Below are 21,812 nucleotides of genomic sequence, written 5' to 3' on the forward strand. Positions count from 1 at the left end.
CTCCTTTAGTCATGACCCCCAATCTCCTCTCCCCCTGTTGGAGTTTCATTGGAGTGGATCGTCAGATCGCACTCGCAATTGGTATGAAACGGCGGAATCTGATGAAACAAGGTTGCTTCATCGACTTTGCCGGGATTGGAAATATCGATCGCTGCTTGCGCTTTCTCATGGCAGACGGCACATTCGGATTCCGAGGCGATCGGATGCAGCGAGGATTCGCCGTACCGGACCATCGCCAGCGCGTATCCGTAATGATAGGTCTTCATCAGAAGTGATTTTGAAATTGCCGTGAGCCGGTGTTTCAGCGACTGGAACGACCCCTTCACAGCAAGGACAGCATCCAGGAGGTTGTCCGTTCCCTCAAGGCGTTTGATGAGCAGTTCATGCAGCGTTTTTTCCATGAGGTCGAAAGAATGGTTTGCTGATTCGTTCACCAAGCGCAGCGCCATGGAGCTGTCGATCGCGGCCATCTTTTGACGGCCGGCGTCTTCCATCGCCTTTCGCGCGCCATCCATCAGGACCGTGTAGGTGTCCTTCGAAATGTACTGCTTCATCTTCTCTTTGCCAAAGTAGATCGAGGATACCAGGTTCTTCACGCTGTGGAGCGGGAATGCCTTGCGATCTTCGTAGCGCTTGAGCTCGTTGATCACGTCGGACTCCATCTGCGCATAGATCGATTCCAGATTGGTTGTGAGGTCGGAAACAGCTTGCTTGGAGAATTTATCTAAAGCCGCCTCTTTCATCAGTTCGATGTCAAGAGATTGCGTGCTTCGCTTAGGTCCGCTCCGCGTACCATGCTGGTTGGCCGGCTTCTGCTTGTTATTCGTCTCTGCTGTACCCGCCGGCGCGCTTGCTGCTTTCGCCTCGGCAGCTGCCTCGATCTTCGGAATGTCGATCATGTTCAGGTACAAGCGAGCTTCATCGGCAGTCGGCTCAAGCGACATGTTCTTGCGGGTTTCTTCCCAGGTCTGCAGGTTGTGCTCGAACTTGTAAATCTCGTGCGTGTCGAGCTTGATCCGCATCTCCGCTTCAATTTCGTTGAAGACGAAATTGACGGCATAATCCGGATTGGCCACCGGATCGAATCCACCCTCCACCAGCAGTTCTTCGATGATGTACTTGTTGATCTGGTATTGGATCTGCTGCTGCCAGCCTTTTACGCGGTCTGCTTTGATGCCGCCCATGGCGTCCGCCGTATTGCGGTTGGCCGTGTCACCGCGGCCCATATCGACCGTAGACATGCCCATGCCGGAGAAGACGCGCTGCTCGAAATAATCGAGGTACGGCTTTCCGTCAATGGCTGTCAGCTTCACAGCTTCGATCTTGTGTCGTTCTGGAAGAACGATGGCTCCGTCAGTCGGCATGCTCTCTACGACCTGCTGCAGGCTTTGCAGCTCGGTGTCGGTGGCTTCGTAGCCAGGCTTGTCCAGTCCGACCGTGTAGGATAGGAGCGGGAAGATATGCCGATAAAGCAGAAGCGCCGCATTTTCTTCAACCTTGCGCAGGAGCCGAACATCATCAAGTACCGGCGCAAGCCATGGTAACCCGAAGGCTTCCCCTGACGGCACGTTCACTTTAATGTGAACCATGTCTTCAGGTTTGAAGGTCAGCTTGTTGTTCTGACCAGGCACCTGCTGTTGATAGCCGGTAATGTTACCGTTCGCATCTCGCGAGACTTGAATCGTGCTTGCCGGAAGTAAGAAGTAGCCGGCCACGGGATCTTTCGCTGGAGGAACAGCCGTAGCCGTTATCCCCGGCACCATCCCTTTGCCGCCTTTCGCTCGCGCCTTCACAATGAAGGCATTGGAGAAACGGACGACATCCCGGGTAATGGCATGCCATAGATCTTCAGTTGGCATCTGCGTTGCGATCGACATCATATCCAAGCGGAGCTTGAGATATTGTAGTGCCTGATCATTCTTCGTCTGCCAGTTGTAGCCGGACTTAAAGATCAATTCTTCGTATTTCATCACGGCCTGCATGATATAGGAATCACGCTCGATTGCCGTGGAGATCACCGTTAAATCAACCTTCGATCCTTCAAAGTTTTCCCGGCCGCCGCCTCCGCCTTGGGCATTGGACAGCTGATAGCCAATACGCTTGAAGCCAATGGCTTTCGGGTCACGATTGATTGCTCCACCGCTGCCTCCGCCACCGCTTTTCTTCGGGGTCGTGGGTGCATTTTTGAAGCCAAATCTCTGGATGAAGCGGTCGAATAATTTAGCCAAATGCTCTCCCCCTTCCCCAAACGCGCTTGTATATCTTAACCAATTATAAACCGAAAATGTAACGCATTACACTTTCAGTCAGACATCATATCCGTGGGCTGAAACATACTCGTCTACCCAATCGGCAGTGATCGTGCTGGCCTCTCCCAAATCCTCTAATATGCTGAAGAATTGTCGAATTTGCTCCTTCTTCTGAATCATCATGAGCTGCTTTTCATAAAAGATGGATTCTTGCTGATAGAATTTGAGCATGTCCGTCGTGCTGGATTCGTATTTCGTCTGATTGCTTTGGATTGAATCCACCATCATGCCGGCGAAGGCATCAAAGGCCGCGCTGCCGGGGCTCTGGTTGTAGAGCCAGGTGGTCATCTGGTGCGTACTGCTGGTCTTGATCTGCTGGCGCATCCACTGCGCCCGGCTGACGAACTGTTCCTTCTGATCGTCGATCATGACCATCTGTCCCTTGGAAGCCGTATGCTCCTGCTTCAGATCGGCAAATGTCAGCATGAGATGCGCCTTGGCAGCGGTCGGGTCACTGATCGTTGCCGCACGCAGGATGAACTCCTTCATGCCCGATTGCATGACGACGGCCGGCGCCTGGACGATCATGCGTATCGTATTCAGGAGTCCGGCAAACATCAGCGTCCGGTTGCGATGGACATAAGACGTGTCAGCCAGCGTCGTGTGGAAGGTATCCAGCGTCTTCTTGCTGACTTCCGTGCTCAGCAGCTCCTGCTCTAATGCTGCCGCCGTGGAACCGCCGTCCGACTCTTCCTCCTCATCATCTGAATATGATTCGATGAGCTGCGTCGAAAGTGAATTAAAGTCCTTCTCCAAGCTGAGCCAGGTGTCAATGCTCTGCTTCTCTGCCGCAGCGATCTCATTCGTGTCGGTTCGGTCCGTAATCTGCGTTCGGTAATGGCCGTCCACGAAATCCCGGCGCAGCTGGCAGGATGCCTTCATCCGGTAGAGGATCGTGTAGATCTCGGTATCTCCGGAGCCGGTAATCCCACTTGCCGCATCCTCGTCGGCCATGACGTCCTTTAGGCTCCCGGTGGTCAGATGCTGCAAATAGACCTTGAAAGCATCAGTCTGATTACGCTGCGCAATTAGCTGCATGGTCGCATCCAGGTCTGCGATGAGCTGGTCATAGTCGGTCAGCGTGCTGGTTATCGTAAAATCCTTCGCCCGTTCGATCTTTAGAATGATCGCAGGGTCGATCGTGTAATTTTGGTTATTGGCGGTGCGCTTCAGCTGCGGATGATAGTCCACTTGCTCGCGCTCGTAAGGTGTGTCTATGCCCTTGTTTCCGTAGAGTTCCTCCACAAAATCAGCTCCCGCATAAAATATGTAAGGCGCGGATTGCTCCGCGCCCCCCAGGGAAAGAGAGATGAAGATGAGCCTAGCCATAAGAAGGATACAGGGGATTTTTGCCTTCCACCTTCTACGCCGTAAGACGGCATATCCGGGACAACGCATTATCTCAGGCGTTCCAAACCTTCTTTGTTCAGTTAGGTTAAATGATCTTAACCAAACTAAAACTTTGCTCGCATCGGGCGCTGCCGCGTATTGCCCCGCCCCCACGGGGATTCTGCACGCGACTGCGAGTAACCAAGCGGCACTTTGTTTAAATGCCAATTCGGATTATCTCTTGCTTCCCGCTCTCGCTGCTGTTGCTGCGGCTTGAACACGTCTCGGTTCCCGCCGAATACTTTTTCAGCAATCTTTTCCTCGGTCTTATTTTTGATTGGAATCGTCTTCCGGGCCACTTTGATTTCTTCCAAAATCTTCGTGATGTCCGGAAACTCCAACGTGAATCCAAGAATCGTAAGCATAAACGCATCAAGCGCGTGCTCATTCTCGGAGGTGTAGACGGGACGGCCATTCTGCGTGATTTTGACGACCTGGTAATCCATCATCTGCTTCCAAACCATATCATCAAACGGCGAGAGCAGGATCTGATCCCGGTCCAGCAAGATGGAGGCCTGGTTGACCATGAATGGCTTGACGTCCTTCATATCGACTTCACGTGTGCCCGGATCCCGCACTTCGATCTTGGAGCCGAAGTGGATGCCCTTGACCTTACGGTCGAGCCCCGTCAACGGATACTCCCGGCCATGCAGACGCAGCATTTCGATCTGATACTCGCCGAAGCCGCGGTCGATATAGATGAACTTCGGATCGTAGATCTCGTTCAGTTCGATGATCTTCTTCACGGCATTATCCAGCGTGAACTCACCGCGGGTAATCTCCGCGCGCATGCACACCCTGAACTTTTTGTGGAGCTCATCAAATTCCGTGACGATAATCTGCGTGGCTGCACCGTACTTATCCCAGTCAACGCCGATGATTCGGTGTGCTGGAGGGGCAGGCTTTCTTCTAGTATAAGGCCCGAAGTATACAATGTCATCCAGGTTCACGCCCTGTGTCTTGTACTGTTCCTTCTCCCACGCATTCAGTTCACGATAAGAATACAGATATTGCGATTTTGCTCGTTCTACCGCAGCTTTGCTGAAGACACCGACCGTTTCTTCTCCAAACTCTGCCATTACCTCGTGGATATAGGCCTGTTCGGTCATCGTCGCCCGCATCTCGCCCTCGAACTTGTCGTCCCAATCCGGGTTGACCATCGAAGGGAAATAGTAAGAATTGTAGCCAGTCTTCGGGTTCGTGCAAACCTCGTAGAAGAAGTCCCGCTTACCTGTCGGCGTCGAGGAGCACCAGATGCCGATTCGCTTCGGATCTTCGTTGGCAATCGCCGTCGTTGCATCGATACCGCCGCGGTCCATATAATCGATCTCATCCATGAAGATCCAGTCCGCCCGCTGACCCCGGATCGATGCGCCGGCATTGCCGCTTGTGGCACCGACCGTAAAGCCCATGATCGTGGAGCCGTTGTTGAATTGGATAATGAACGGGTTCTTTGTCCGGGAAGCCTGGGAGCTCAGCAGTTCCTCGGAGCCGTCAATCATTTCAGCCAGCCGCATGAAGATCAAACGAATCTGATTTTCATATGGAGCCGCAATGATGAGCCTTGCATTTTCGTGATGAAAAGCATACCACAAACAGAAGACAACCATCGTTTCGGTTTTTCCAACCCGTCGCCCCATGCGAACAGCTAGGCGCCGATTGCCCTTCATAATGTCACGGATCAGTTTCTTCTGATACCATCTGGCCTTCCATGGATTGCCTTTGGGATCTTTCAGCTTCCAGTACGCCCATTTGACCGGATCGGAGCGAATATCCAACTCCATCTGGTCCATTTGCTGATCGTTCATCGCTGCTGCTGTCATAAGCTACACCTTCTTAATCGCTCATGGCATCTGCCGCAGCACCCAAGATACCCATTCCCAGAGCGCCAGCGCCATAAGCTACCGCCTTGCCCTTCCAGCCTCCACCGAATGCACCGAATGCTTTATTGTAGCGTCCGCCCCACTTCTTGGCGTCGCCGGCATAACGATTAAATCTGTCCGAATACAGATTACGTCTTGTTTCCATCTTGTCAGATACGGCATTAGGACCATGAGCTGCGGTCTGGTATCGAACATCGGCCTGGGCATTTCTTAATTGACGCGCTGCCCCAATTGCCTTGCCCTGTAAGCTTCCAACCATTGCTGCTCCACCATATTGCGCACCGGCGACAACAGCAGAGCCGAGCATGGCTCCGCCGACAAAGCCGCCGCCAATGCCATCATCTACTTTGTGATACGGTTGATTGCTTGCCATCATGACAAACGCCTCCTTTACTCATTTGCGGCCTTATAGGCGACCCCCGCGAGCGCGCCCGCCAGGACGCTGCCGCCGACAATTGCGGCCGTTCTTCCTTTCATGCGATACAGCTTGCTGGCCATCTTATCCGTGGCCTCGAAGATCTTGTTACCGACCTTGGTGTTCCCAAGCAGCTCATTTCGGGCATGCGCTGCAACGGCGAGTGCTTCATTCGTGCCTTTGGCGGCGCCGGAGCGAAGATTCTCGTATTGATCCAGCTTCGTAAGCGCGGCCGCCTGCTTTTCTGCCGAGAGCTTCGGACTGGCTTGAATCTCGCTTCTTTGCTTCTGCAGATAGTTATCGAGCGCGCCACCGTCTTGCGCAAAGCTTTTAAAGACCTCGGGACCGTGGCTCATGATTGCTGCGGCTGGTAGTCCCGCAAAGGCGCCTGCTGCGACCGCGCCGCCGATCGCGCCCCGAACATACTTGGCGCTCGGATCCGTCGCTTCATTGCTGTTAATTTTGTTGTGCGGCTCATTGCTTCGGAGCATGTGGATGCCGATCCCGCCGACTGCCGCACCGCCGACCTGGACGCCATAATTAAACATGACGCTTTTCACCGAGCCGTGCCCGGCCTTAAAGCCGTGAAGCAGGCCGCGCGAGACAACGCCCGCCTTGGTTTGGGCTATAGGCGCGCCGATTGCCTTCGCGGCACCAGCCACACCGGCAGCGATTGCGCCACCACCCAGGAAGACGCCGGCCTGCTCGACGAGTGTGGAGGCCGTCTCGATCCCCATGCCGATGCCCATATCGCCAAGCAAGCTATGTCCTTGATTGTCTGCCATCATCATTCACTCCCCGCTTAATAGCTTTTTGCTGCGCCGCGGGCGTGGTTCGCCATGATCGAAGATGCATTCTGACGAGCTGACATGGCATTGTTTAGTCCCATCTGCTTCATGTACTGCTGCCCGTCGCTTTGCTGGAACCCGCCGCCGAATGAACGGCTCTTGGCGCCAATGCCGGCTTTGACCTGATCAAGCCCGCGCGCGATCTCCGGCGCCATCTGCAGCGCCATCACACCGAGCATCGTGGCTGCTCCGCCTGGCACCGCCATCCACAAGGCATTGCTAACTGCCGCCTTGCCGATAGCAACAGGCATGGATTCCCCGTCCTTCATGCGAGTATAGGCGTCCAGGCCGATGAAGCCGTAGCCGGCCACCCCGCCCAGAACGCCTCTTGCCTTGGCTATGCCGCCTTTAGCTGTCTTTGGAACGGGATTTTGCGTATTGGCATTTGAGTTTGCAGCCATCGCTCATCAACCTCCATGCCGGAGATTATGCAGTGCAAACACAAGATCTCCGCTTGTCCCAACCGGGTCGAAGGTGGTCACCTTTTGGCCTTGATCCTGCGGATGCGTCTTGTAGCTTGCATCGTACGTCATGCCGTCCCCTTCGGTCTGCGGCAGCGAGTAGATATTCGGATCGAGGTTGTACATCAGCGCCGTCTCCCGGTTGTATCGATTCATTTGGTGAAAGCTCTCGTAGCCGGCATAAGCCGCGATCCCGCCTATTGCGACGCCCTTGCCTTTTCGGGACAAGCCGGCGCCCGTAAACAGGTTATTGACGCTGCGAGGCTTTCCTGTCTCGAATAAGCTTTTTGCGAATTTGCCTGAAAATCGTGGCATCGTTATCACCTACCTTAGATCAATGGCACGCCGACCAGATCCCGCTGGCCTTGCGCGTTTCGGCTGATACCGCCGCCGCCGCCTATGCGGCTAACGGTGTCTGCAACGGCATAGCCGCCAAGACCAAGCGCTGCCGACCGCCCCATGCTGATGCTGCCCGGTTTCCACTTGAAGCCACTCATGGTGCCATTCTTGCGGTACCAGTCTTCGGCTAATGCCCGGTCAGGCGCTTTCCGCAACATCGTTGTCAGTGGCGCTTCTGTTCTCCACGTCGATTTCGCATCTGCATACAACGATTTGGATTCTGCTTTAAGCGCGCTCCATGCGTTGAGGGCAAGATTTGCCTTTGGCATGTCGATCATTCCTTTCTTTGATTTATTTATGAGAAATGGTTACTTCTCATCGAACCCGATCGGCTCAACATCGATAATGGTTGGCGTGTTGTTGCCGGCCATTCGGCGATAATACGCCTGTTCTGCTTCATCCTCGTCGTCCTCAAGCTTCTTCATATCCTGCTGCGTTTTAATCAGCTCTGCAGCCCGCTGCGAGGCGTCAAGAACAAAGGTGGTCTTATTACCTTCCTTGTCTTTGCGCGTGCTGTTGAGCAGCTGGAGCGTCTTGTGCTTGGATGCGAGAAGCTTCTGCTTGTATTCGACAGCCGGATGTAGCTCGGAGCGGGTCATGGCATCCCCGTCTTCGTTGACGCTGATGGTATTCTCGATAATGAAATCCGCATCGATCGCCATCTTGTTGTCGCATCGCAGCATCTGGATATCCAGATCTACGACTTCCTTGACCATGATGAGATCGACCGTATTGCCCGGATCGTCGCGATCAATCTTGAGCGCCGTGATATAACGGTCGAACAAGTCTTCAATCGCCGCGATTTCTATTGGACATTTTTCTCCATGAGGCGCCAGCTCCATTTGGTGCAGCTGACAAGAATCTTTATAAGGGCAGCCGTTCGATTTGCAGATAATCGGAACGCTGGCATAAAGACCATGCTTGGTATTACGCAGCCGTTTGGCCACTTCGATCGCCTGGACTGCGTTTGGATTCTGCGTCCACGCTGTTGGGTTCAAATTCTGCGAAACGACCATCTTGCCGGCTTCTGTTTTCGGACCTGTATCACTCATGCACATTCTCCTCTCTAAAGACCAAAAAGAGGTAGCACCAATGCCCCTTCATTGTCCGAATCGGTGCTTTATGGGCGGTCTACCCCTTATGATTATTGTACATGCAAGGCGTCTGCGCCCTGAAACGCAGCCAGATCCGGCCAACAAAAAAGAGCCCCCGCCTGGGAGCTCCTTCTGATCGAATCCTATTCAGTTCCGTTGTTTTTCTCAATATCCCTGTTATTTCCTTGCAATCTCTGCGCCTTGTCAATTTCCAAGCCTAGCAAGAGCAGGCGCCGCGCCTCATACGCCTGATCACCCTTGTTTATCGGCTCGAAATGTTCACGCAGCTTGGTGTCCGCCTCTCGAAGCGTGACTTGCAGCCTCATGCCGCATCACCCTCGAATACTGGCAGCACATACTCCTCGTAAGCAGAGGTTTGGCCAATTTGATTGGAAAGCAGCAGCGCGCCGACCATATAGAAACCGATGACGTTTGCGAATTGCGGATTATCAAGTGCAACCATGATGTCGATGCCCTTCTCGGCGAACAGCTTCTGAAGCGCTTCGGTGAAGATATACGCGCCGCCGCCGGTCAGATAGATCGCATTGAGACGGTACACTTCGTCGCCCCATGCATCGAGAACGGCCTTCGAGATAATCGGCGCCACTTCGTCCACGGCCTCCTGGATCTCGGCCGAAACATCGATCGGCCTGTTCAGGTGCAGGATCTCTTTCGTTCGGATCGCTTGATCTAAGTCCTCATCGGTTACCTTGATCCGCTTGCCCATCGCATCGAACTTCGCGACGATCAGCTTGCGCAGCGCGTCGTAGACGGCCGTGGTGGCCACTGTCGAGATAATATGGTCCTTGCGGCGATCATCTAGCGTCCCATTCACGAACAGGGCTGCGTCAGTCGTACCGTGACCAATATCGATTACGCCAAGGTTTTTGTATTTCACGTTGTTAATCAGGAACCTCACGCGGTCAAAGAGGAAACTGTCATATGTAACCGATCCTTCCGGCTGGCGAAGCACCAGGCAGCCGACGATGTTGATCTTCTTCTTCACTGTGATGGGCTTCTTGCCATGACGATCGTAGCCGACGTGGAAATCAATCTCGTAGCTGCCGGTCAGAAATTCTTCGAGGTCCGTCCGGATATTCAGGTCGTAGTCTGCGTTCGGAACACCGGTTACGATGAACACGTCATACTCGCCTTCTTCATGCGGCACCGACATTGCTGTTGCTGTCTTAAACAGTACGCGGCTCACGGCATCCTTTGCACGGTTACGGTCGCGGGTCCGGTTCGACGCGCCCATGTCCACCTGGAGGGCCTGCATGCCGACGTAATGCGTCTCGCCTTCGATCGTAACCAGGAGCTCGTCCTTGTTGATCTCACCGCCGAAACCAACGGCGCCTTCTGCCCTGCCGGACATAGCTGTGCTTGGAAAGCTGTCTCCTGCATTCAAGAAATTGGACAAGAGTTTCGTAATGCCAAATCCGATATCGATACCGACGAGGTACGTCTTCTTCGTTTGCTGAGCTGGAGCAACTGCTGCGGCCTCTGTAGCCTTGGCTTTTCCTACTGGCATTTAATTTCCTCCTGATTACTTGATTATACTCACATTTACTCATTTCTACTATCAATGAGTAAATTCTACCACTATTAATCTATGAACACAAGCAAAACTTTCCTTTAATTTTCTCTTAATATCTCCGTTTTTCTACAAAAAAGAACAGCCTGCAGGTGTGCCTTCCTGCGGGCTGTTCTTTGATTTGATATGGCGTCACAAAAGGGCGGAGATCCTCGTGCGTGACAGTATTTTAAGCCTTCCGGCCTAAAATTTATTCGCTATCAGCCGGTCGTTCTTGATAGACGCCGACGCGGCAGTCTTGACAGAGCTCGTGGTTCAGCTCCTCCGTCGTTTTGGGTGAGCCTTGGCAGACGTCGTTAATGATCCGCATCTGGACTTGGCAATCCGGGCACTTCACGATCCGGCGCCACGGCCACACTTCGATGGGCATTACAATCACCTCAATAGATGATGGCCTCAATCCCCTCGCTGGTCGTAACCAGTTTAAGACAACCGCGGAACTGCAGCGATCCTTGGGTATGGGGACTGTCAGGTGTATTTTTCGTCGAAAACGGGACCGATGAGGTGACGTTCATCACGTAGTGCGTCTGCCCTTTGCACTTGACGACCCAAGGTGCAATGCCAGGATTGCCGATGCTTTTCTTGTTGAAATGAAAGACGACCCTGGTGGTTACGTCACTAACGATTTCCTCGATCATCGGTTCACCGCCTATGCTTAAATTTGGAGCGGGATGATGGATTCGAACCACCGTCTCTCAGTTTGCAACCGAGTGCCTTAACCACTTGGCTAATCCCGCAGATGGAGCGCAGAGAAGGATTCGAACCTCCGAATGGCCGGCTTGCGAGCCAGCTGCGTTAAGCCGCTTCGCCATCTGCGCATGATGGTGGAACGAGCTGGGTTACTCTCCCCAAGCATTTCTCGGTAGGGCATTCCCACCCGAGCCGCGCTGATCCATAGGTATGGCTCTCCAGATGGGACTCGAACCCATGACATCGTAGGCATGTTATCGCCGGCTTCTACGTGCTCTATCTTCTGAGCTACTGGAGAGATATGGCTGACCGACCAGGGCTCGAACCTGGGACCCACGGATTAACAGTCCGTTGCTCTACCGACTGAGCTATCGATCAATAATGAGAAACCTGTTCACCAGTCTCAAATTGAATTGGCACCGGTGAACGCCAGTTCCTCTTTTTTGCGGTGATACAAGTACGCCTTCGAGCCACCGCGGCTTTAAGAGAACACGCACAAGTTTCAAGAAAGATGTCGCCCTCGCCCGACTGCTGCGCGTATCAGCAACCAGACGAGAACGACGGTGCCAAAGATTGCTCCAAAACCGAGAGAGGAGAGGCTATCATGAACAGCCCAGGCATCGCTGCCTGTCTCTTATTATACACATATTGTAATGCATTACAATATATATTTTCGATTATCTTCACTTTCCTCTATTATCTTCATGTATACCATGTCCCTTCGTCTTCTCCTGCGCTCCAATCGCACATGTATTCCATGCGATACACACGATCGGTCATATATCTGCGCATCTCTTGAACGCTTGCCAGACGCTCTGGGAATGACTCTGCCGTGATTGTGGCCGTATATCCACTCTGTGCTGCCGCATAGGCATGGAACTGCTTAAAGGTCGTGTCTTCCGGTGTACAAATGGATCCTACAAAGACGACATCGCTGTTCATACGATTGTAGTACCTTGCGATCGTGTCGATGTTACCAATGTCGATCCGGGACTCCGGCTCATCATAGAGCAGCTGCTTGTTGCTTGTATAATCCATGACGTATCCCAGGAGCGAGTGTTCGACGCTGATCGTATGACTGTTGACATACAGCTCCATCCTGTCGTTGCTGTCGCGCGTAATTTGCGCGTCAAATCCGAACAACTCTATTGCAAGATTACATAGCTGCTCGAAATACCTGCGCTTCATTGACCTGTGAGGTGCCATGATGATCGCATCTTTATCACGCTTTAATATGGCTCGTTTCAAGAGCGCGGTTGTCTTCCCGGTTCCCCGTGCGGCGATGATACTGATAAGCCGTGCGTCGGAGTGGATGAATCTTTCCCAGGAATCATAGCCCTCTGCGAGAACGACCGACGGCAGCGGTTCTGGATGGGCTTCCAAATAAGGGGCCAATAATTCCATTAGATTCACCTGCCTCTATGAAGCGCGGCCCGACGTAATTCACCTTGTGGCCATCCACCTCGATCATCTCATTTACTTCCTCGAACCAGAGTTCGATCTTGCGGAACCAGAGCTCGCCCTCATTATCGACGTAGGCCACCTTCGTCTCTTGCGTTGCTTCGTCCTTGCCGATGCCGGCCACCCGGTAGATTTTGCGATTTCGGAAATGGCGGTATAGGCCGTTGATTCTTGGTGTTTTCATGTTGAGATCCCCTATCCCCTCATATAGGCCGAAGGCCGTCAAAATTTTTTTTAATTTAGCGCCGAGTTCTTATACATTGTTTACGTCTATCGTCCCTCGCGTAATATAGTCACCGTAGGTTGCACAAAACGCATCCACGATAACAATATCATTCGGCGATAAAACGGTAGACTTTGCGGCATAAAAATTGATCTTGATGCTTGTTCCCGTAAAAGTCTCAGGAATGATGAATCTATCTACGTACATCATTTGTTGCGCACCAGATAACGTAAGAGCTTTTAGGGTGCCTAGAACTGTTCCCATGGAGTCTGTAACTTCGACTGTGCCGTCAGGCGAATTGTATGTCCTGTAGTTTGCAGCGAGATAAATGGGTGCCCCTCTTAATGCCACGCTTACAGGTACGGTGTAAGTGATCTTATTGCCAGTCATCGTTCCATTTGCAGACTCACTAGGTAGCAGGTTTTCAGCCAGCTGCTCCAACTTCCCGAAACGTCTGATTCCATTTACCTTTCCACCAAATACCACTCCTGCTTGCGGGCCATCGGTTAATGTAATGGTGGCATCAAACGTATTGTTTACAGTCAGATTTTCAGGTATCTCGTCCACTGTTACATCCTTGTTGTTATTCGCAACAATTCTATTGCCACTATACTTAGCGAGATCAACCACGGTATCGTCCAAGTTGTCGTAGAAAGCATCCGTGTCGATGGATGTTACAGATGAAATCCAAGGAGAGGCAGAATAGATGATACTTCCGACACAAGCATTGCCATCCGCATAGCGATTCCCCCTGAAACTGAATCTACGGGTAGAGCCAATTCCCTCTAGGCAAATGACATGCTTCGGAGATATAGGCGAACCAGCCATATCGCTTACCGTGCCCTTGATGAAATGATTGTTATCTATTTGCATGTTGCCTTGCTGATCTCCGTATATTTGAATGTACCCTTCATACGATTCAGACAAGTTCATTTTACTTCCGCCAGATGTTAACAAGCTGCCACAACGACTGAACGTGTTGTCAACGACCGAAATATCTTTATTCAATTGCTTTAGCTGAATGCCAACGCCAGAAACCCGATCAAACCAATTGCTTTGGATCATGTTGTTGTCACAGCCATATAAACTAATCGCCGCTTCACGATCAATCCACTCGAAACGATTATTGAATATCCGGCTTGCTCTGGCTTGCACCAAATCAAAGCCTTTGCTTGCAACAAAGATGTTAAATGAGAACTCACAGTCGATCATGCGTCCAGAGAAGGCTACAATGTTAACCGCATTGGGAGATTGATTATATAGCGTGAAAGCACAACGCCAAAAGTGGAAGTTATGGTATTGATCCGTAGTATTTGACGGAGCATCCAATACTCTCATGTTTTTAAATGAGCATTCCGTTATGTTCGCTGTACGAGGACTACAAGGCACGAATAATCTAGTGAATCCAGTAAAAGAAAGGTTTCTTAGCGTAAAGTGCCACCCTTGATCTGCCGCATCGAAAAGTTCTTTTGTATAATCCCCTTTTAAAACAGAACCCCCATTTTTAAATACATCCCCGTAGTTTGATCCAGACCAATAATCCTTTACCGTAGACTCTCCCACAAAGGTCAAATTGTCGTAACGCTCCAATCTGCCAAGAACGAGCCATTCACTCGCTGGAATGTAGATGGTTTTACAGAAAAGACTATCTTGCGCCATATCAATGGCCTTTTGAATTGCTGCGGTATTATCAAACGTACTATTCTGCGAAACTGGTGTGGCTCCGAAAGTGGTTATATCAAAATAATTGCCATTCATTTTCCTTGCATCTCCTAATCTTCTTCACGTAGTTTGTTTTTTCTTGGTGTCGTCCGAGCCCAGGCTTTAAAAAAATAGTCGTCGCAGGTCTTGTCCCGAAGAACGACTTCCTTGTGCTTGCAGCAAAAGCCGAGCGCTTCCGGCGCATACCGGTCACGGTAGAGCTGTACGCATGAAATGCATGTCCGTTCACTTCCCTGGTTCATACAGTTCACCCGCCATTCCAAGGAGCTCGCGGGCAAGCGAGAACCGGCCGAAGTCATAATCACCGTCCCGATCTGCCAGCTCTGCCTTCCTCTTTTCTTCCTTAATTCGATCGATTAGTGCCTGATGGCGCTGCTTCTGGTTCTCCATGTCCTGGATGCCCATGCTATACCCATGATTGAATCCTTCTGAATAGATGGTGGCATCTGCTGCCTTCTGAGACTCGCGTAGCGCCTTCGGCAAATGTTTTCTTTTGGTCATGGGTGCATGCCTCCATTACTCGTCGTCGTCCTCATCATTATCATATTCATCAACATCAACCAACTGAATTTGCGGCCTGAAGTCATTTCTCTGGTAATCGCGAAGGCTGCTTTCCACGTCATGATACACGACCCAATCCTCGGCCGTCAGATCTTCGCTGTCCGCAAGATACTCGGTCGGATCATGACCTTCACGCAGGATCTGCTCCATAATCACGCCGGTCTGCTCGTCCTGCTGCAGATAGAAGTCTCTGCTTCCGGCGCGGGTGACCTTCCATCCGGACTTCACTAATCGTAATGCCACACAGAAATCGAAGGTTGATGCGTAATGCAGATCCTCGTCGCTCGGCACGATGATCAGCACCTTGCTGTCGCCGAACTGCTCGTGCCATGCTTGTGCCAGAGACGCCGCGCATTCATACGTCATGTCGCCTGCTTTGAGTGCATAGACGCCCTGCACGTACTGCGCTTGCTTAATGTAATGCTCCAGCATCTCCATTATGCGGCCCACACCTCTCCGCTCTCTGGATTCACCATCGACAGCTTGCCTCCGAAGACACTTCCTGTATCGATAAACAGCTGATCGTGATGCAGCACGACGTTATCCACCGGCGTATGCCCATGCACGACGATCTTGCCGACATCGCACTTGCCCATGAATCTGGTCCAGATCAGGTCCTGCTGCCGCTGTTTATGAAGCGGGATGCAAGGTATTACACCTGCATGAACGAAGATGAACTTGTCCGTCTCGTGATACCATTTCAGATTCTCCTGCATCCAATTGATATCTGAATAGAATGATTCGTTTTTCCCGCCATACGACTGAATGGTCTTATCGCCGCCATTGAACGTCCAGACCTCACCGTATTCCTCATGATGAATCATCATGTCATCGTGATTGCCGCGGAGCGCGATCGCTCCCTTTTCGACTAATTCCTTGACCAGCTCGATGACCTGCCTGCTGCTTGGTCCCCGATCCGTGTAATCCCCACACAGAATCAGTTGATCATTGGCAGGATCGTAGCTGCATTTCTCGAGTAGTTCCACCAGCTGCTTATGCTGGCCGTGTATATCGCTACATGCAAGTAGACGCTTCATGATGCCCTCTCCCCCGATTCTAGTCGTTCATCAGCCACTCCTCTGTCGTCGTCATTCCACGAGCTGCACGCTTCTCCTCTCGGGCTTGGAACTTGACCAGCGCCTTTGGATCCATCTCCCACTCATCGTGCGCCATCGGGCCTCCTGGCTCGTGAAATGACATCATCTGACGAGCCTTCTGCCCCGCCTGCTTCACTTTCGAAAAGCCACTGAATGCATGCTTAAAGATTGGGTTTGCTGTAACTGCACGGTTGCTGAGTAACACCGCGATCACCTCCTTTCGGATTAGTCGCGGGTGCCTGCCTTTCGCTTCATGCGCGCATTCTTCTTGTAGATGCTGCGCCTTGTGCCGCAGGCTGCGCAGTATACCGTCTCACGGTCATTCTCTTTGCCACACATGACGCAGAGTCCCTGATCCAATCGCTCGGCATATTTCTTCCTCTGGAAATGCTTCTGGCACAATCCCAATCCGTAGAGCTTGTTGCCACAGCCTTCCTCGCTGCACGTTCCCGCTTCCTTGCGCATGATCGCATTCGCATCCCCATGACGAAGCTCACGCCGATAGTGCGTCCAGCACTTGCCCCTGGCCACTACTTTTTTAGTACATCCCTCAATGCTGCAGCTCATTTACTTCCCTTCCTTTCATTATCATATTGTAATGCATTACATTGTTGTTGACAAGCTCAAGAGACCCTATAGAAGCTTGAAACTTGGATAAAAAAATTTGGCCATCAGCATGCCCAGTTGACACTTGCCACATGACCCTATAAAGGAGCAATTTTTGCAAAAAAATTGCGGGCGGTAGTAGGTATCTATGCGTTGCAGCGCACTGATCGTTCGGTGCCCCACCCCTTCTCATATGAGGGCATCAACGCACACATCTGGGTTGGCAGTGATCCCATAAAACTGACCATCGAAAGGAGTCATACCATGACTACAGCAACGACAGCAGCAAAGACGAGCATTACGGACCGGTTTAACGCAGCATACCAAGGCGCAACACGCGTCCTTGGCAGCGCAAAGGTAACGGCACACGGTTATGCAACAGCAGGTGCAGTGGCAACGGCAGCCTATGCGGGCAGAGCATGCAAGGGCATCGAGTCCTTCTTCTCCAAGGCATGGGCATACACCAAGAAGGCCGTGACCTTCCTTGGTATTGATGCGCACACGGCAACGATCGGTGCAGCAGCAGCGGCAGTAGCAGGCGCAGTCGTAGGCTATACAGGCGCAGCTACACTTCTCGGCGCAACGGCAGCGGTAGCCGGTTATGCATCCTTGATTGCCATCCCGATGATGGCCCTGTACCTCGTACTCAACAAGTCCTACCGCAAGGATAAGGGATGGCTCAAGGGCATCTTCGGTGCCATGAACGCAGCAACCCTTGTTCCATTTGCTGTTGTCTACGGCGCATACTACGTGGCTAAGGCGCTAGCCTATGCCGGCGTATACGGCATGACTGCATCCAACATGGGTGCAGCATTCCTGGTCCTCTAAGAGGCGCACAGGATGCGGGTATTCATGCATCTCCCTGACGTGATGACGACGGATGACGGGATGTGTAGGGGATACCAGGCGCGGCTACTGGCATGCGCGCCATACAAGTACATGAGCGGTCGTGATGATACCTACGTAGTGGTATCCGCACTGGTAACTAGCGCATAGATACCCGGGTATATGCCAGCCGCACTGGTGTACGTGATAGCCCCCATGTATAGGGGCTTGTTGTGGTGCGCATATAACACCCTTTGCCGTATAGCGGGAATCACCCGCCGGCTCTGGATTTACTGAGGTTTTATCCTCTTGGCGGGGCTCATGCAAGACGATTCGTGCTATATAAGCAAAATCCTATTTTCCTATTTTCCTATTGATTCCCAAATTAACCGGGCCGACGTATAGGCCACAAATAACCGATCTTAAAGGAGACTATCCACATGACAACTCAATCCGCAACCAACAACACATTCACTTCCGCAGCTGACGTACTCGGCGCACTGGCTACATTCCCGGGCATCCGTGAAGGCGGCAAGAACTTCGATGCAGTGATCAACGCAATGGTAGAGGGCAACAGCCTGCTGAACGTGCTTCATGATCCAACCGGCATTGCAGGGATCGCGCCACAGCAAGCTCACCACTTTGCCCGCTTCGTTGCAGCACATGAGCTGCCAGATCACCTAAAGCCGAAGAAGCGTGATGCCATTCAGACCCTGATCGCGGATATCAACTTCATGACGCGGGATGCCGATGGATGGCTGGTATCGACGCTTAAGTACAATGATCCAACTCGCGACAATGGCTTTGATTTCAAATCCGAGAATCAAATGGCAGATACCTTCGCCTCCGAGCCGGTCGTGCTGCAGATCCGCAAGAAGCTGAGCAAGGGTGAAATGGTTGTTGAGAAGCGGGCCCGCCTCATGCATGACATCGTAACGGTGAAGATGAACTGGATCCTGGAAGAAGGCCAATCCGAGTTCACGGCAGAGCAGCTGTCGGTTCACAAGGAGCTGAATGAGAAAGGCTTCAAACTGATCATCAACGGCCAAGAGAAATACGCGAAGATGATTCAGCAAACGAACAGCCAAGCACGCCAAGTGATGGAGAACTTCCTGGTGTGCGATAACGAGTTCGATGCGGTTCCTGACTTCTTCATGAAGCTCGGCCACAACCTGATTGCCTATGCCAAGAAGAACGCTGATGGCACCATGACGATCGATTGCACCAAGTACATGAGCCGTATTGGTCTGTCCGGCACCAGCTCCGTGAATACCCGCTCCATCTCGATCGGCAGCGATATCCAAGAGAATGACGAGCTCTACAGCGTGGTGGGCGGCAACTTCACGATGCGTATTCAACCCGACGTCCATGTGAAGATCCGCACGGGCCAATACAAAGTCATGAATGCGCAGACACACGAGTTTGAGGTATTCGATGCAGCGAACCATCCGGTTGATATGGTTGCCGGCGACGGCCTGATCTTCGTAAACGAGCGCGTCTATAAGGCACTCGTAGCGGAGCATGGCGTAGACGTTGACGCATGGCAAGTTCGTATCACGCCGTTTGGTAAGGGACTGGCTGTCTATGTCCCTGGGCTTGAGAAAACATTCGCAGAGGATATCGTCGCATTCAATTCCGCGATCAAAGGCGACTTCCGTGATGTTGTAGGCGCACACAAGATCCAATTCCGTATCGCGTTGTTCAACAAGCCGGCGAAGAAAGTGAAGAAGTTTACGGAGTATCCTTACCAATTCGTGCATGGCACGTCCCTGACGGCAGAGGACATGATGGAGCTGGTTCGCCCGCATGTCGATAAAGTCGTTGAGATGCTGCAGGATGCAGATAAGCTGAAAGAATACCTCGGCATGGATCACCTTGATGGCGCATCTGATGAGCAGCTGGACAAGGCTCTCGTGACGACACTAATGACATTCCTGCATGAGGCACCATTCACGTATAAGGACGTGCAAATGAAGAAGTTCGCCGTGCAGCATGTCATGGACATGATCAAGAATTGGGTGGTCGGCTCCATCCCGATCCGCGGCAACTACAAGTTCATGGTGCATGATCCTATCGCAATCGTCGATGCGATTGCCTTGGACCGCAAGCTCCCAGGCAAGCTGCGTGATGAAGACGGCAATATTTCGATTCCTTCTAACCTGGGTCTGTCCGCCGGCACTGTGGTCGTCCGTGACCTGAAGGACGCTTATATAGAAGGTGAAGTCGGCATGCAGCGGAATCCACTCATCGCTAAGAGTGAATCCGCATTCGCTATGGCCGTGAAAGACGTTAAATATGCGCGTGCCGGCCACTACCGTAACCTGTGCATCATGAGCGTGCATGACTTTAATACGGCCAAGCAAGGTGGCGCCGATAATGATGGTGACAAGACGCTGGTGGTTTATGATCAAACGATCATCAAGGCAATCAAGCGCAATGCTCACCTCCCTGCCCTGCTCGATGTGCATGTCGTGGAATACAACGACGGCGAGCCTGTGTTCGACAGCGGCTGCCCGAAAACATGGAGCAAGGCACCGGAGAACGTCTACGAGATTCCCGCTTCCATGATCGTGAAACAATCGGGCTTCAAGGTAACCTTCAACAAGGATCAGTACAATGATGCGCTCATCAATGAGCTTCACAAACTGACCAAGAACTACATCACTCGCACGCTGAAGCCAAACCAAATCGGCATGCTGACGAACTATGCAACCAAGCTTGCTGATGCTGTCCGCGCCATGGGCTATCAGTATGCACTCGGCGTGAATGCAGAAGGCAACGCCCTGACGGCAGAGGACAAGAAAGAGCTGCTCGGCAAGGTCAAGCAATTCGAGCAATGGATCGACCTGCTCCGCCTGTGCCAAGGCTGGGAGATCGATGCCGCTAAACACGGCGGCGCATTCTGGGATGAATTGGCCAACGAACTGTCCTTCATCCAAGATCCTCCGAAGGAAGTCGGCTACGTGAACAAGAAGGGTGTTGCCGTATGGTACACGCCTGACTGGATGGGTGCACGCAACGAGAAAGAGCATGCAGTGGCAACCGGCTCCGTATTGTCCCGCGTGTTCACGGATATGGTGAAAGAGCGTGCTGGCATCCAGGCATCGGTTTCTGAACTGGACAAGCGGAATGAAGGGACCAACATTTTCTACGAGTTGAACGCAGCGATTGCCATGACGCCAGAGCGCATGGATGCTTTGAAGCCATCGATCGTCGAGATCGACCGTGAATATCGTCTGGGCATCAAGCAGCTGATGGAGAAAGAAGCAGCTGCCAAGGAGCGGGCGATTGCCGCGGCGGACGGTAACAAGCAAAAGCTCGAATACTATCTGGAATTGGTGAAGCAGCAGTCCAAAGAAGAACGCGAGATGCTGATCGAATCCTGCGCTGGTCAACTTGAGCGCCTGGAAGATGTATTCCTGCCTGAAGAGATCGGCTTCGTTGCTTACAAGGTGGCGTATATCGATAACAAGTCCGAGTCCACGACTTTCCCATGGACTGCAGCGAAGCGTCAGCTGCTGGCGGCATGCCAAGTAGCTGCAGGCACGATTCCTACTCGCTTGCCACAGATTGCTACACGCAAAGCGGATGTAGAAATTAAGATGCAGCTGGTTAACCCACGTTCGGCTGATCTGATTGCGAAAGCGGTCCGTAACGGCTACATGGACGTGAAACTGGTTGAAGATCAGCTGACAGGCATGATGCAATACGCTGTAGGCGTAGAGAATGTGCTGCTCGGCTATGTGTACCACAATTCGGCTATCTGGTTCAACGGCATGAACCTGGGACGCGTACACTTCACCACTGGCCGCAACCTGTCCGATAAATCGGTAGCCATTGCAGCAACTCACATTCAACTTGCTTAATCATTGATGCATGGGGAGGGCACTGTCTCTCCCCCACCCTTCGGGTATGCATACAGCTGATAAGTCATCGCTGCACCTGCGTCACGCATGAGCCTCGCCAAGAGCATACAACCTCACCTCTGCCCCATCGGCATCCCACATGCCCATGCCTGTCCCATGACCATACCCATGCGAACACGATGCGGCCACCTCCACCCTGTCAACTTGGGGTAACTCAGCAATCTTTGCCCAGCGACATGACACCATGCCCAGAGGGGGCCACAGCAGGTTCGTTCCCGCTTCATGTGTCCAGCTCACCGAGCATCCTGGGGTTGAAAATTGGAAATTCGCATCCCGCTTCTGCATCCGGATGATCGTGCTTCTTTATGGCCA

Annotated in this window: 23 protein-coding genes and 4 tRNA genes; 2 read left to right on the plus strand and 25 right to left on the minus strand. The window is 52.3% G+C overall.

Going from position 1 to position 21,812, the window contains the following annotated elements; all coding sequences use genetic code 11:
• Window positions 1-5 precede the first annotated feature (5 nt).
• From BMZ79_RS26150 to BMZ79_RS26270, 25 genes are all read right to left on the minus strand, one after another.
• A complete protein-coding gene (locus BMZ79_RS26150) occupies window positions 6-2,228 on the minus strand; it encodes a hypothetical protein (RefSeq protein ID WP_090646049.1) in 2,223 nt (740 codons plus the stop codon).
• Between the two features lie 78 nt (window positions 2,229-2,306).
• Window positions 2,307-3,554 (minus strand): hypothetical protein, encoded by a 1,248-nt coding sequence (locus BMZ79_RS26155; RefSeq protein WP_143089097.1) that lies wholly within the window; start codon window positions 3,552-3,554, stop codon window positions 2,307-2,309.
• 209 nt (window positions 3,555-3,763) lie between these two features.
• Window positions 3,764-5,521, minus strand: coding sequence for a terminase large subunit domain-containing protein (locus BMZ79_RS26160; RefSeq protein ID WP_090646054.1), 1,758 nt, complete (start codon window positions 5,519-5,521; stop codon window positions 3,764-3,766).
• A gap of 13 nt (window positions 5,522-5,534) precedes the next feature.
• The gene (locus tag BMZ79_RS26165) at window positions 5,535-5,957 is read right to left on the minus strand and encodes a hypothetical protein (protein WP_090646057.1); all 423 of its coding nucleotides are present in this window, start codon (window positions 5,955-5,957) and stop codon (window positions 5,535-5,537) included.
• A gap of 14 nt (window positions 5,958-5,971) precedes the next feature.
• Window positions 5,972-6,781: a hypothetical protein gene (locus BMZ79_RS26170; protein WP_143089098.1), complete on the minus strand. Its 810-nt coding sequence runs from the start codon at window positions 6,779-6,781 to the stop codon at window positions 5,972-5,974.
• Between the two features lie 17 nt (window positions 6,782-6,798).
• On the minus strand, window positions 6,799-7,245 hold the full coding sequence (locus BMZ79_RS26175; RefSeq protein WP_090646062.1) for a hypothetical protein: 447 nt from the start codon (window positions 7,243-7,245) through the stop codon (window positions 6,799-6,801).
• A 6-nt stretch (window positions 7,246-7,251) separates the two neighbouring features.
• Complete coding sequence (locus tag BMZ79_RS33845; RefSeq protein WP_143089099.1) at window positions 7,252-7,461, minus strand: hypothetical protein; 210 nt, start codon at window positions 7,459-7,461, stop codon at window positions 7,252-7,254.
• A gap of 173 nt (window positions 7,462-7,634) precedes the next feature.
• Window positions 7,635-7,982, minus strand: a complete 348-nt coding sequence (locus BMZ79_RS26185; RefSeq protein ID WP_218154798.1) for a hypothetical protein — start codon at window positions 7,980-7,982, stop codon at window positions 7,635-7,637.
• A 30-nt stretch (window positions 7,983-8,012) separates the two neighbouring features.
• On the minus strand, window positions 8,013-8,756 hold the full coding sequence (locus BMZ79_RS26190; RefSeq protein WP_090646070.1) for a hypothetical protein: 744 nt from the start codon (window positions 8,754-8,756) through the stop codon (window positions 8,013-8,015).
• Window positions 8,757-8,941: 185 nt separating this feature from the next.
• Window positions 8,942-9,124, minus strand: coding sequence for a hypothetical protein (locus BMZ79_RS26195; protein WP_090646072.1), 183 nt, complete (start codon window positions 9,122-9,124; stop codon window positions 8,942-8,944).
• Complete coding sequence (locus BMZ79_RS26200) at window positions 9,121-10,326, minus strand: ParM/StbA family protein (RefSeq protein WP_090646074.1); 1,206 nt, start codon at window positions 10,324-10,326, stop codon at window positions 9,121-9,123. The genes BMZ79_RS26195 and BMZ79_RS26200 overlap by 4 nt, the downstream gene beginning before the upstream one ends.
• A gap of 253 nt (window positions 10,327-10,579) precedes the next feature.
• Window positions 10,580-10,759 (minus strand): hypothetical protein, encoded by a 180-nt coding sequence (locus tag BMZ79_RS26205; protein WP_143089100.1) that lies wholly within the window; start codon window positions 10,757-10,759, stop codon window positions 10,580-10,582.
• 10 nt (window positions 10,760-10,769) lie between these two features.
• Complete coding sequence (locus tag BMZ79_RS26210) at window positions 10,770-11,027, minus strand: hypothetical protein (RefSeq protein ID WP_090646080.1); 258 nt, start codon at window positions 11,025-11,027, stop codon at window positions 10,770-10,772.
• A 24-nt stretch (window positions 11,028-11,051) separates the two neighbouring features.
• A tRNA-Cys gene (locus BMZ79_RS26215) sits at window positions 11,052-11,126 on the minus strand.
• Between the two features lie 3 nt (window positions 11,127-11,129).
• Window positions 11,130-11,207: transfer RNA gene (locus BMZ79_RS26220), tRNA-Ala, on the minus strand.
• An 83-nt stretch (window positions 11,208-11,290) separates the two neighbouring features.
• A tRNA-OTHER gene (locus BMZ79_RS26225) sits at window positions 11,291-11,377 on the minus strand.
• Window positions 11,378-11,381: 4 nt separating this feature from the next.
• Window positions 11,382-11,457 (minus strand) — tRNA-Asn (locus BMZ79_RS26230).
• A gap of 324 nt (window positions 11,458-11,781) precedes the next feature.
• A complete protein-coding gene (locus BMZ79_RS26235; protein WP_177222352.1) occupies window positions 11,782-12,483 on the minus strand; it encodes a hypothetical protein in 702 nt (233 codons plus the stop codon).
• On the minus strand, window positions 12,410-12,724 hold the full coding sequence (locus BMZ79_RS26240) for a DUF1653 domain-containing protein (protein ID WP_090646084.1): 315 nt from the start codon (window positions 12,722-12,724) through the stop codon (window positions 12,410-12,412). Before BMZ79_RS26240 ends, BMZ79_RS26235 begins: the two co-directional genes overlap by 74 nt.
• A 69-nt stretch (window positions 12,725-12,793) precedes the next feature.
• A complete protein-coding gene (locus BMZ79_RS26245) occupies window positions 12,794-14,521 on the minus strand; it encodes a glycosyl hydrolase family 28-related protein (RefSeq protein ID WP_090646086.1) in 1,728 nt (575 codons plus the stop codon).
• A 189-nt stretch (window positions 14,522-14,710) separates the two neighbouring features.
• A complete protein-coding gene (locus BMZ79_RS26250; RefSeq protein ID WP_090646088.1) occupies window positions 14,711-14,986 on the minus strand; it encodes a hypothetical protein in 276 nt (91 codons plus the stop codon).
• A 15-nt stretch (window positions 14,987-15,001) separates the two neighbouring features.
• A complete protein-coding gene (locus tag BMZ79_RS26255; RefSeq protein ID WP_090646090.1) occupies window positions 15,002-15,484 on the minus strand; it encodes a hypothetical protein in 483 nt (160 codons plus the stop codon).
• Complete coding sequence (locus BMZ79_RS26260) at window positions 15,484-16,083, minus strand: metallophosphoesterase family protein (protein ID WP_090646093.1); 600 nt, start codon at window positions 16,081-16,083, stop codon at window positions 15,484-15,486. Before BMZ79_RS26260 ends, BMZ79_RS26255 begins: the two co-directional genes overlap by 1 nt.
• Window positions 16,084-16,102: 19 nt before the next feature.
• Complete coding sequence (locus BMZ79_RS26265; RefSeq protein WP_090646095.1) at window positions 16,103-16,348, minus strand: hypothetical protein; 246 nt, start codon at window positions 16,346-16,348, stop codon at window positions 16,103-16,105.
• Window positions 16,349-16,368: 20 nt separating this feature from the next.
• Window positions 16,369-16,710 (minus strand): hypothetical protein, encoded by a 342-nt coding sequence (locus tag BMZ79_RS26270; protein WP_090646097.1) that lies wholly within the window; start codon window positions 16,708-16,710, stop codon window positions 16,369-16,371.
• Between the two features lie 303 nt (window positions 16,711-17,013).
• Here BMZ79_RS26270 and BMZ79_RS26275 point away from each other — a divergent pair, with 303 nt between their 5' ends.
• Window positions 17,014-17,577 (plus strand): hypothetical protein, encoded by a 564-nt coding sequence (locus BMZ79_RS26275; RefSeq protein ID WP_090646100.1) that lies wholly within the window; start codon window positions 17,014-17,016, stop codon window positions 17,575-17,577.
• Window positions 17,578-18,014: 437 nt separating this feature from the next.
• The gene (locus tag BMZ79_RS26280) at window positions 18,015-21,440 is read left to right on the plus strand and encodes an RNA dependent RNA polymerase (RefSeq protein WP_090646103.1); all 3,426 of its coding nucleotides are present in this window, start codon (window positions 18,015-18,017) and stop codon (window positions 21,438-21,440) included.
• The last annotated feature ends 372 nt before the right edge of the window (window positions 21,441-21,812 follow it).

Origin of the sequence: Paenibacillus sp. UNC496MF (assembly GCF_900113915.1) — a bacterium.
Classification (GTDB): domain Bacteria; phylum Bacillota; class Bacilli; order Paenibacillales; family Paenibacillaceae; genus Paenibacillus_Z; species Paenibacillus_Z artemisiicola.

Bases quoted from the DNA above. Each gene is read 5' to 3' on its own strand.
- BMZ79_RS26160 (WP_090646054.1), bottom strand. From the start codon at position 5,521: ATGACAGCAGCAGCGATGAACGATCAGCAAATGGACCAGATGGAGTTG.
- BMZ79_RS26165 (WP_090646057.1), bottom strand. From the start codon at position 5,957: ATGATGGCAAGCAATCAACCGTATCACAAAGTAGATGATGGCATTGGC.
- BMZ79_RS26170 (WP_143089098.1), bottom strand. From the start codon at position 6,781: ATGGCAGACAATCAAGGACATAGCTTGCTTGGCGATATGGGCATCGGC.
- BMZ79_RS26175 (WP_090646062.1), bottom strand. From the start codon at position 7,245: ATGGCTGCAAACTCAAATGCCAATACGCAAAATCCCGTTCCAAAGACA.
- BMZ79_RS33845 (WP_143089099.1), bottom strand. From the start codon at position 7,461: ATGAATCGATACAACCGGGAGACGGCGCTGATGTACAACCTCGATCCG.
- BMZ79_RS26185 (WP_218154798.1), bottom strand. From the start codon at position 7,982: ATGATCGACATGCCAAAGGCAAATCTTGCCCTCAACGCATGGAGCGCG.
- BMZ79_RS26190 (WP_090646070.1), bottom strand. From the start codon at position 8,756: ATGAGTGATACAGGTCCGAAAACAGAAGCCGGCAAGATGGTCGTTTCG.
- BMZ79_RS26195 (WP_090646072.1), bottom strand. From the start codon at position 9,124: ATGAGGCTGCAAGTCACGCTTCGAGAGGCGGACACCAAGCTGCGTGAA.
- BMZ79_RS26200 (WP_090646074.1), bottom strand. From the start codon at position 10,326: ATGCCAGTAGGAAAAGCCAAGGCTACAGAGGCCGCAGCAGTTGCTCCA.
- BMZ79_RS26205 (WP_143089100.1), bottom strand. From the start codon at position 10,759: ATGCCCATCGAAGTGTGGCCGTGGCGCCGGATCGTGAAGTGCCCGGAT.
- BMZ79_RS26210 (WP_090646080.1), bottom strand. From the start codon at position 11,027: ATGATCGAGGAAATCGTTAGTGACGTAACCACCAGGGTCGTCTTTCAT.
- BMZ79_RS26235 (WP_177222352.1), bottom strand. From the start codon at position 12,483: ATGGAATTATTGGCCCCTTATTTGGAAGCCCATCCAGAACCGCTGCCG.
- BMZ79_RS26240 (WP_090646084.1), bottom strand. From the start codon at position 12,724: ATGAAAACACCAAGAATCAACGGCCTATACCGCCATTTCCGAAATCGC.
- BMZ79_RS26245 (WP_090646086.1), bottom strand. From the start codon at position 14,521: ATGAATGGCAATTATTTTGATATAACCACTTTCGGAGCCACACCAGTT.
- BMZ79_RS26250 (WP_090646088.1), bottom strand. From the start codon at position 14,986: ATGACCAAAAGAAAACATTTGCCGAAGGCGCTACGCGAGTCTCAGAAG.
- BMZ79_RS26255 (WP_090646090.1), bottom strand. From the start codon at position 15,484: ATGGAGATGCTGGAGCATTACATTAAGCAAGCGCAGTACGTGCAGGGC.
- BMZ79_RS26260 (WP_090646093.1), bottom strand. From the start codon at position 16,083: ATGAAGCGTCTACTTGCATGTAGCGATATACACGGCCAGCATAAGCAG.
- BMZ79_RS26270 (WP_090646097.1), bottom strand. From the start codon at position 16,710: ATGAGCTGCAGCATTGAGGGATGTACTAAAAAAGTAGTGGCCAGGGGC.
- BMZ79_RS26275 (WP_090646100.1), top strand. From the start codon at position 17,014: ATGACTACAGCAACGACAGCAGCAAAGACGAGCATTACGGACCGGTTT.
- BMZ79_RS26280 (WP_090646103.1), top strand. From the start codon at position 18,015: ATGACAACTCAATCCGCAACCAACAACACATTCACTTCCGCAGCTGAC.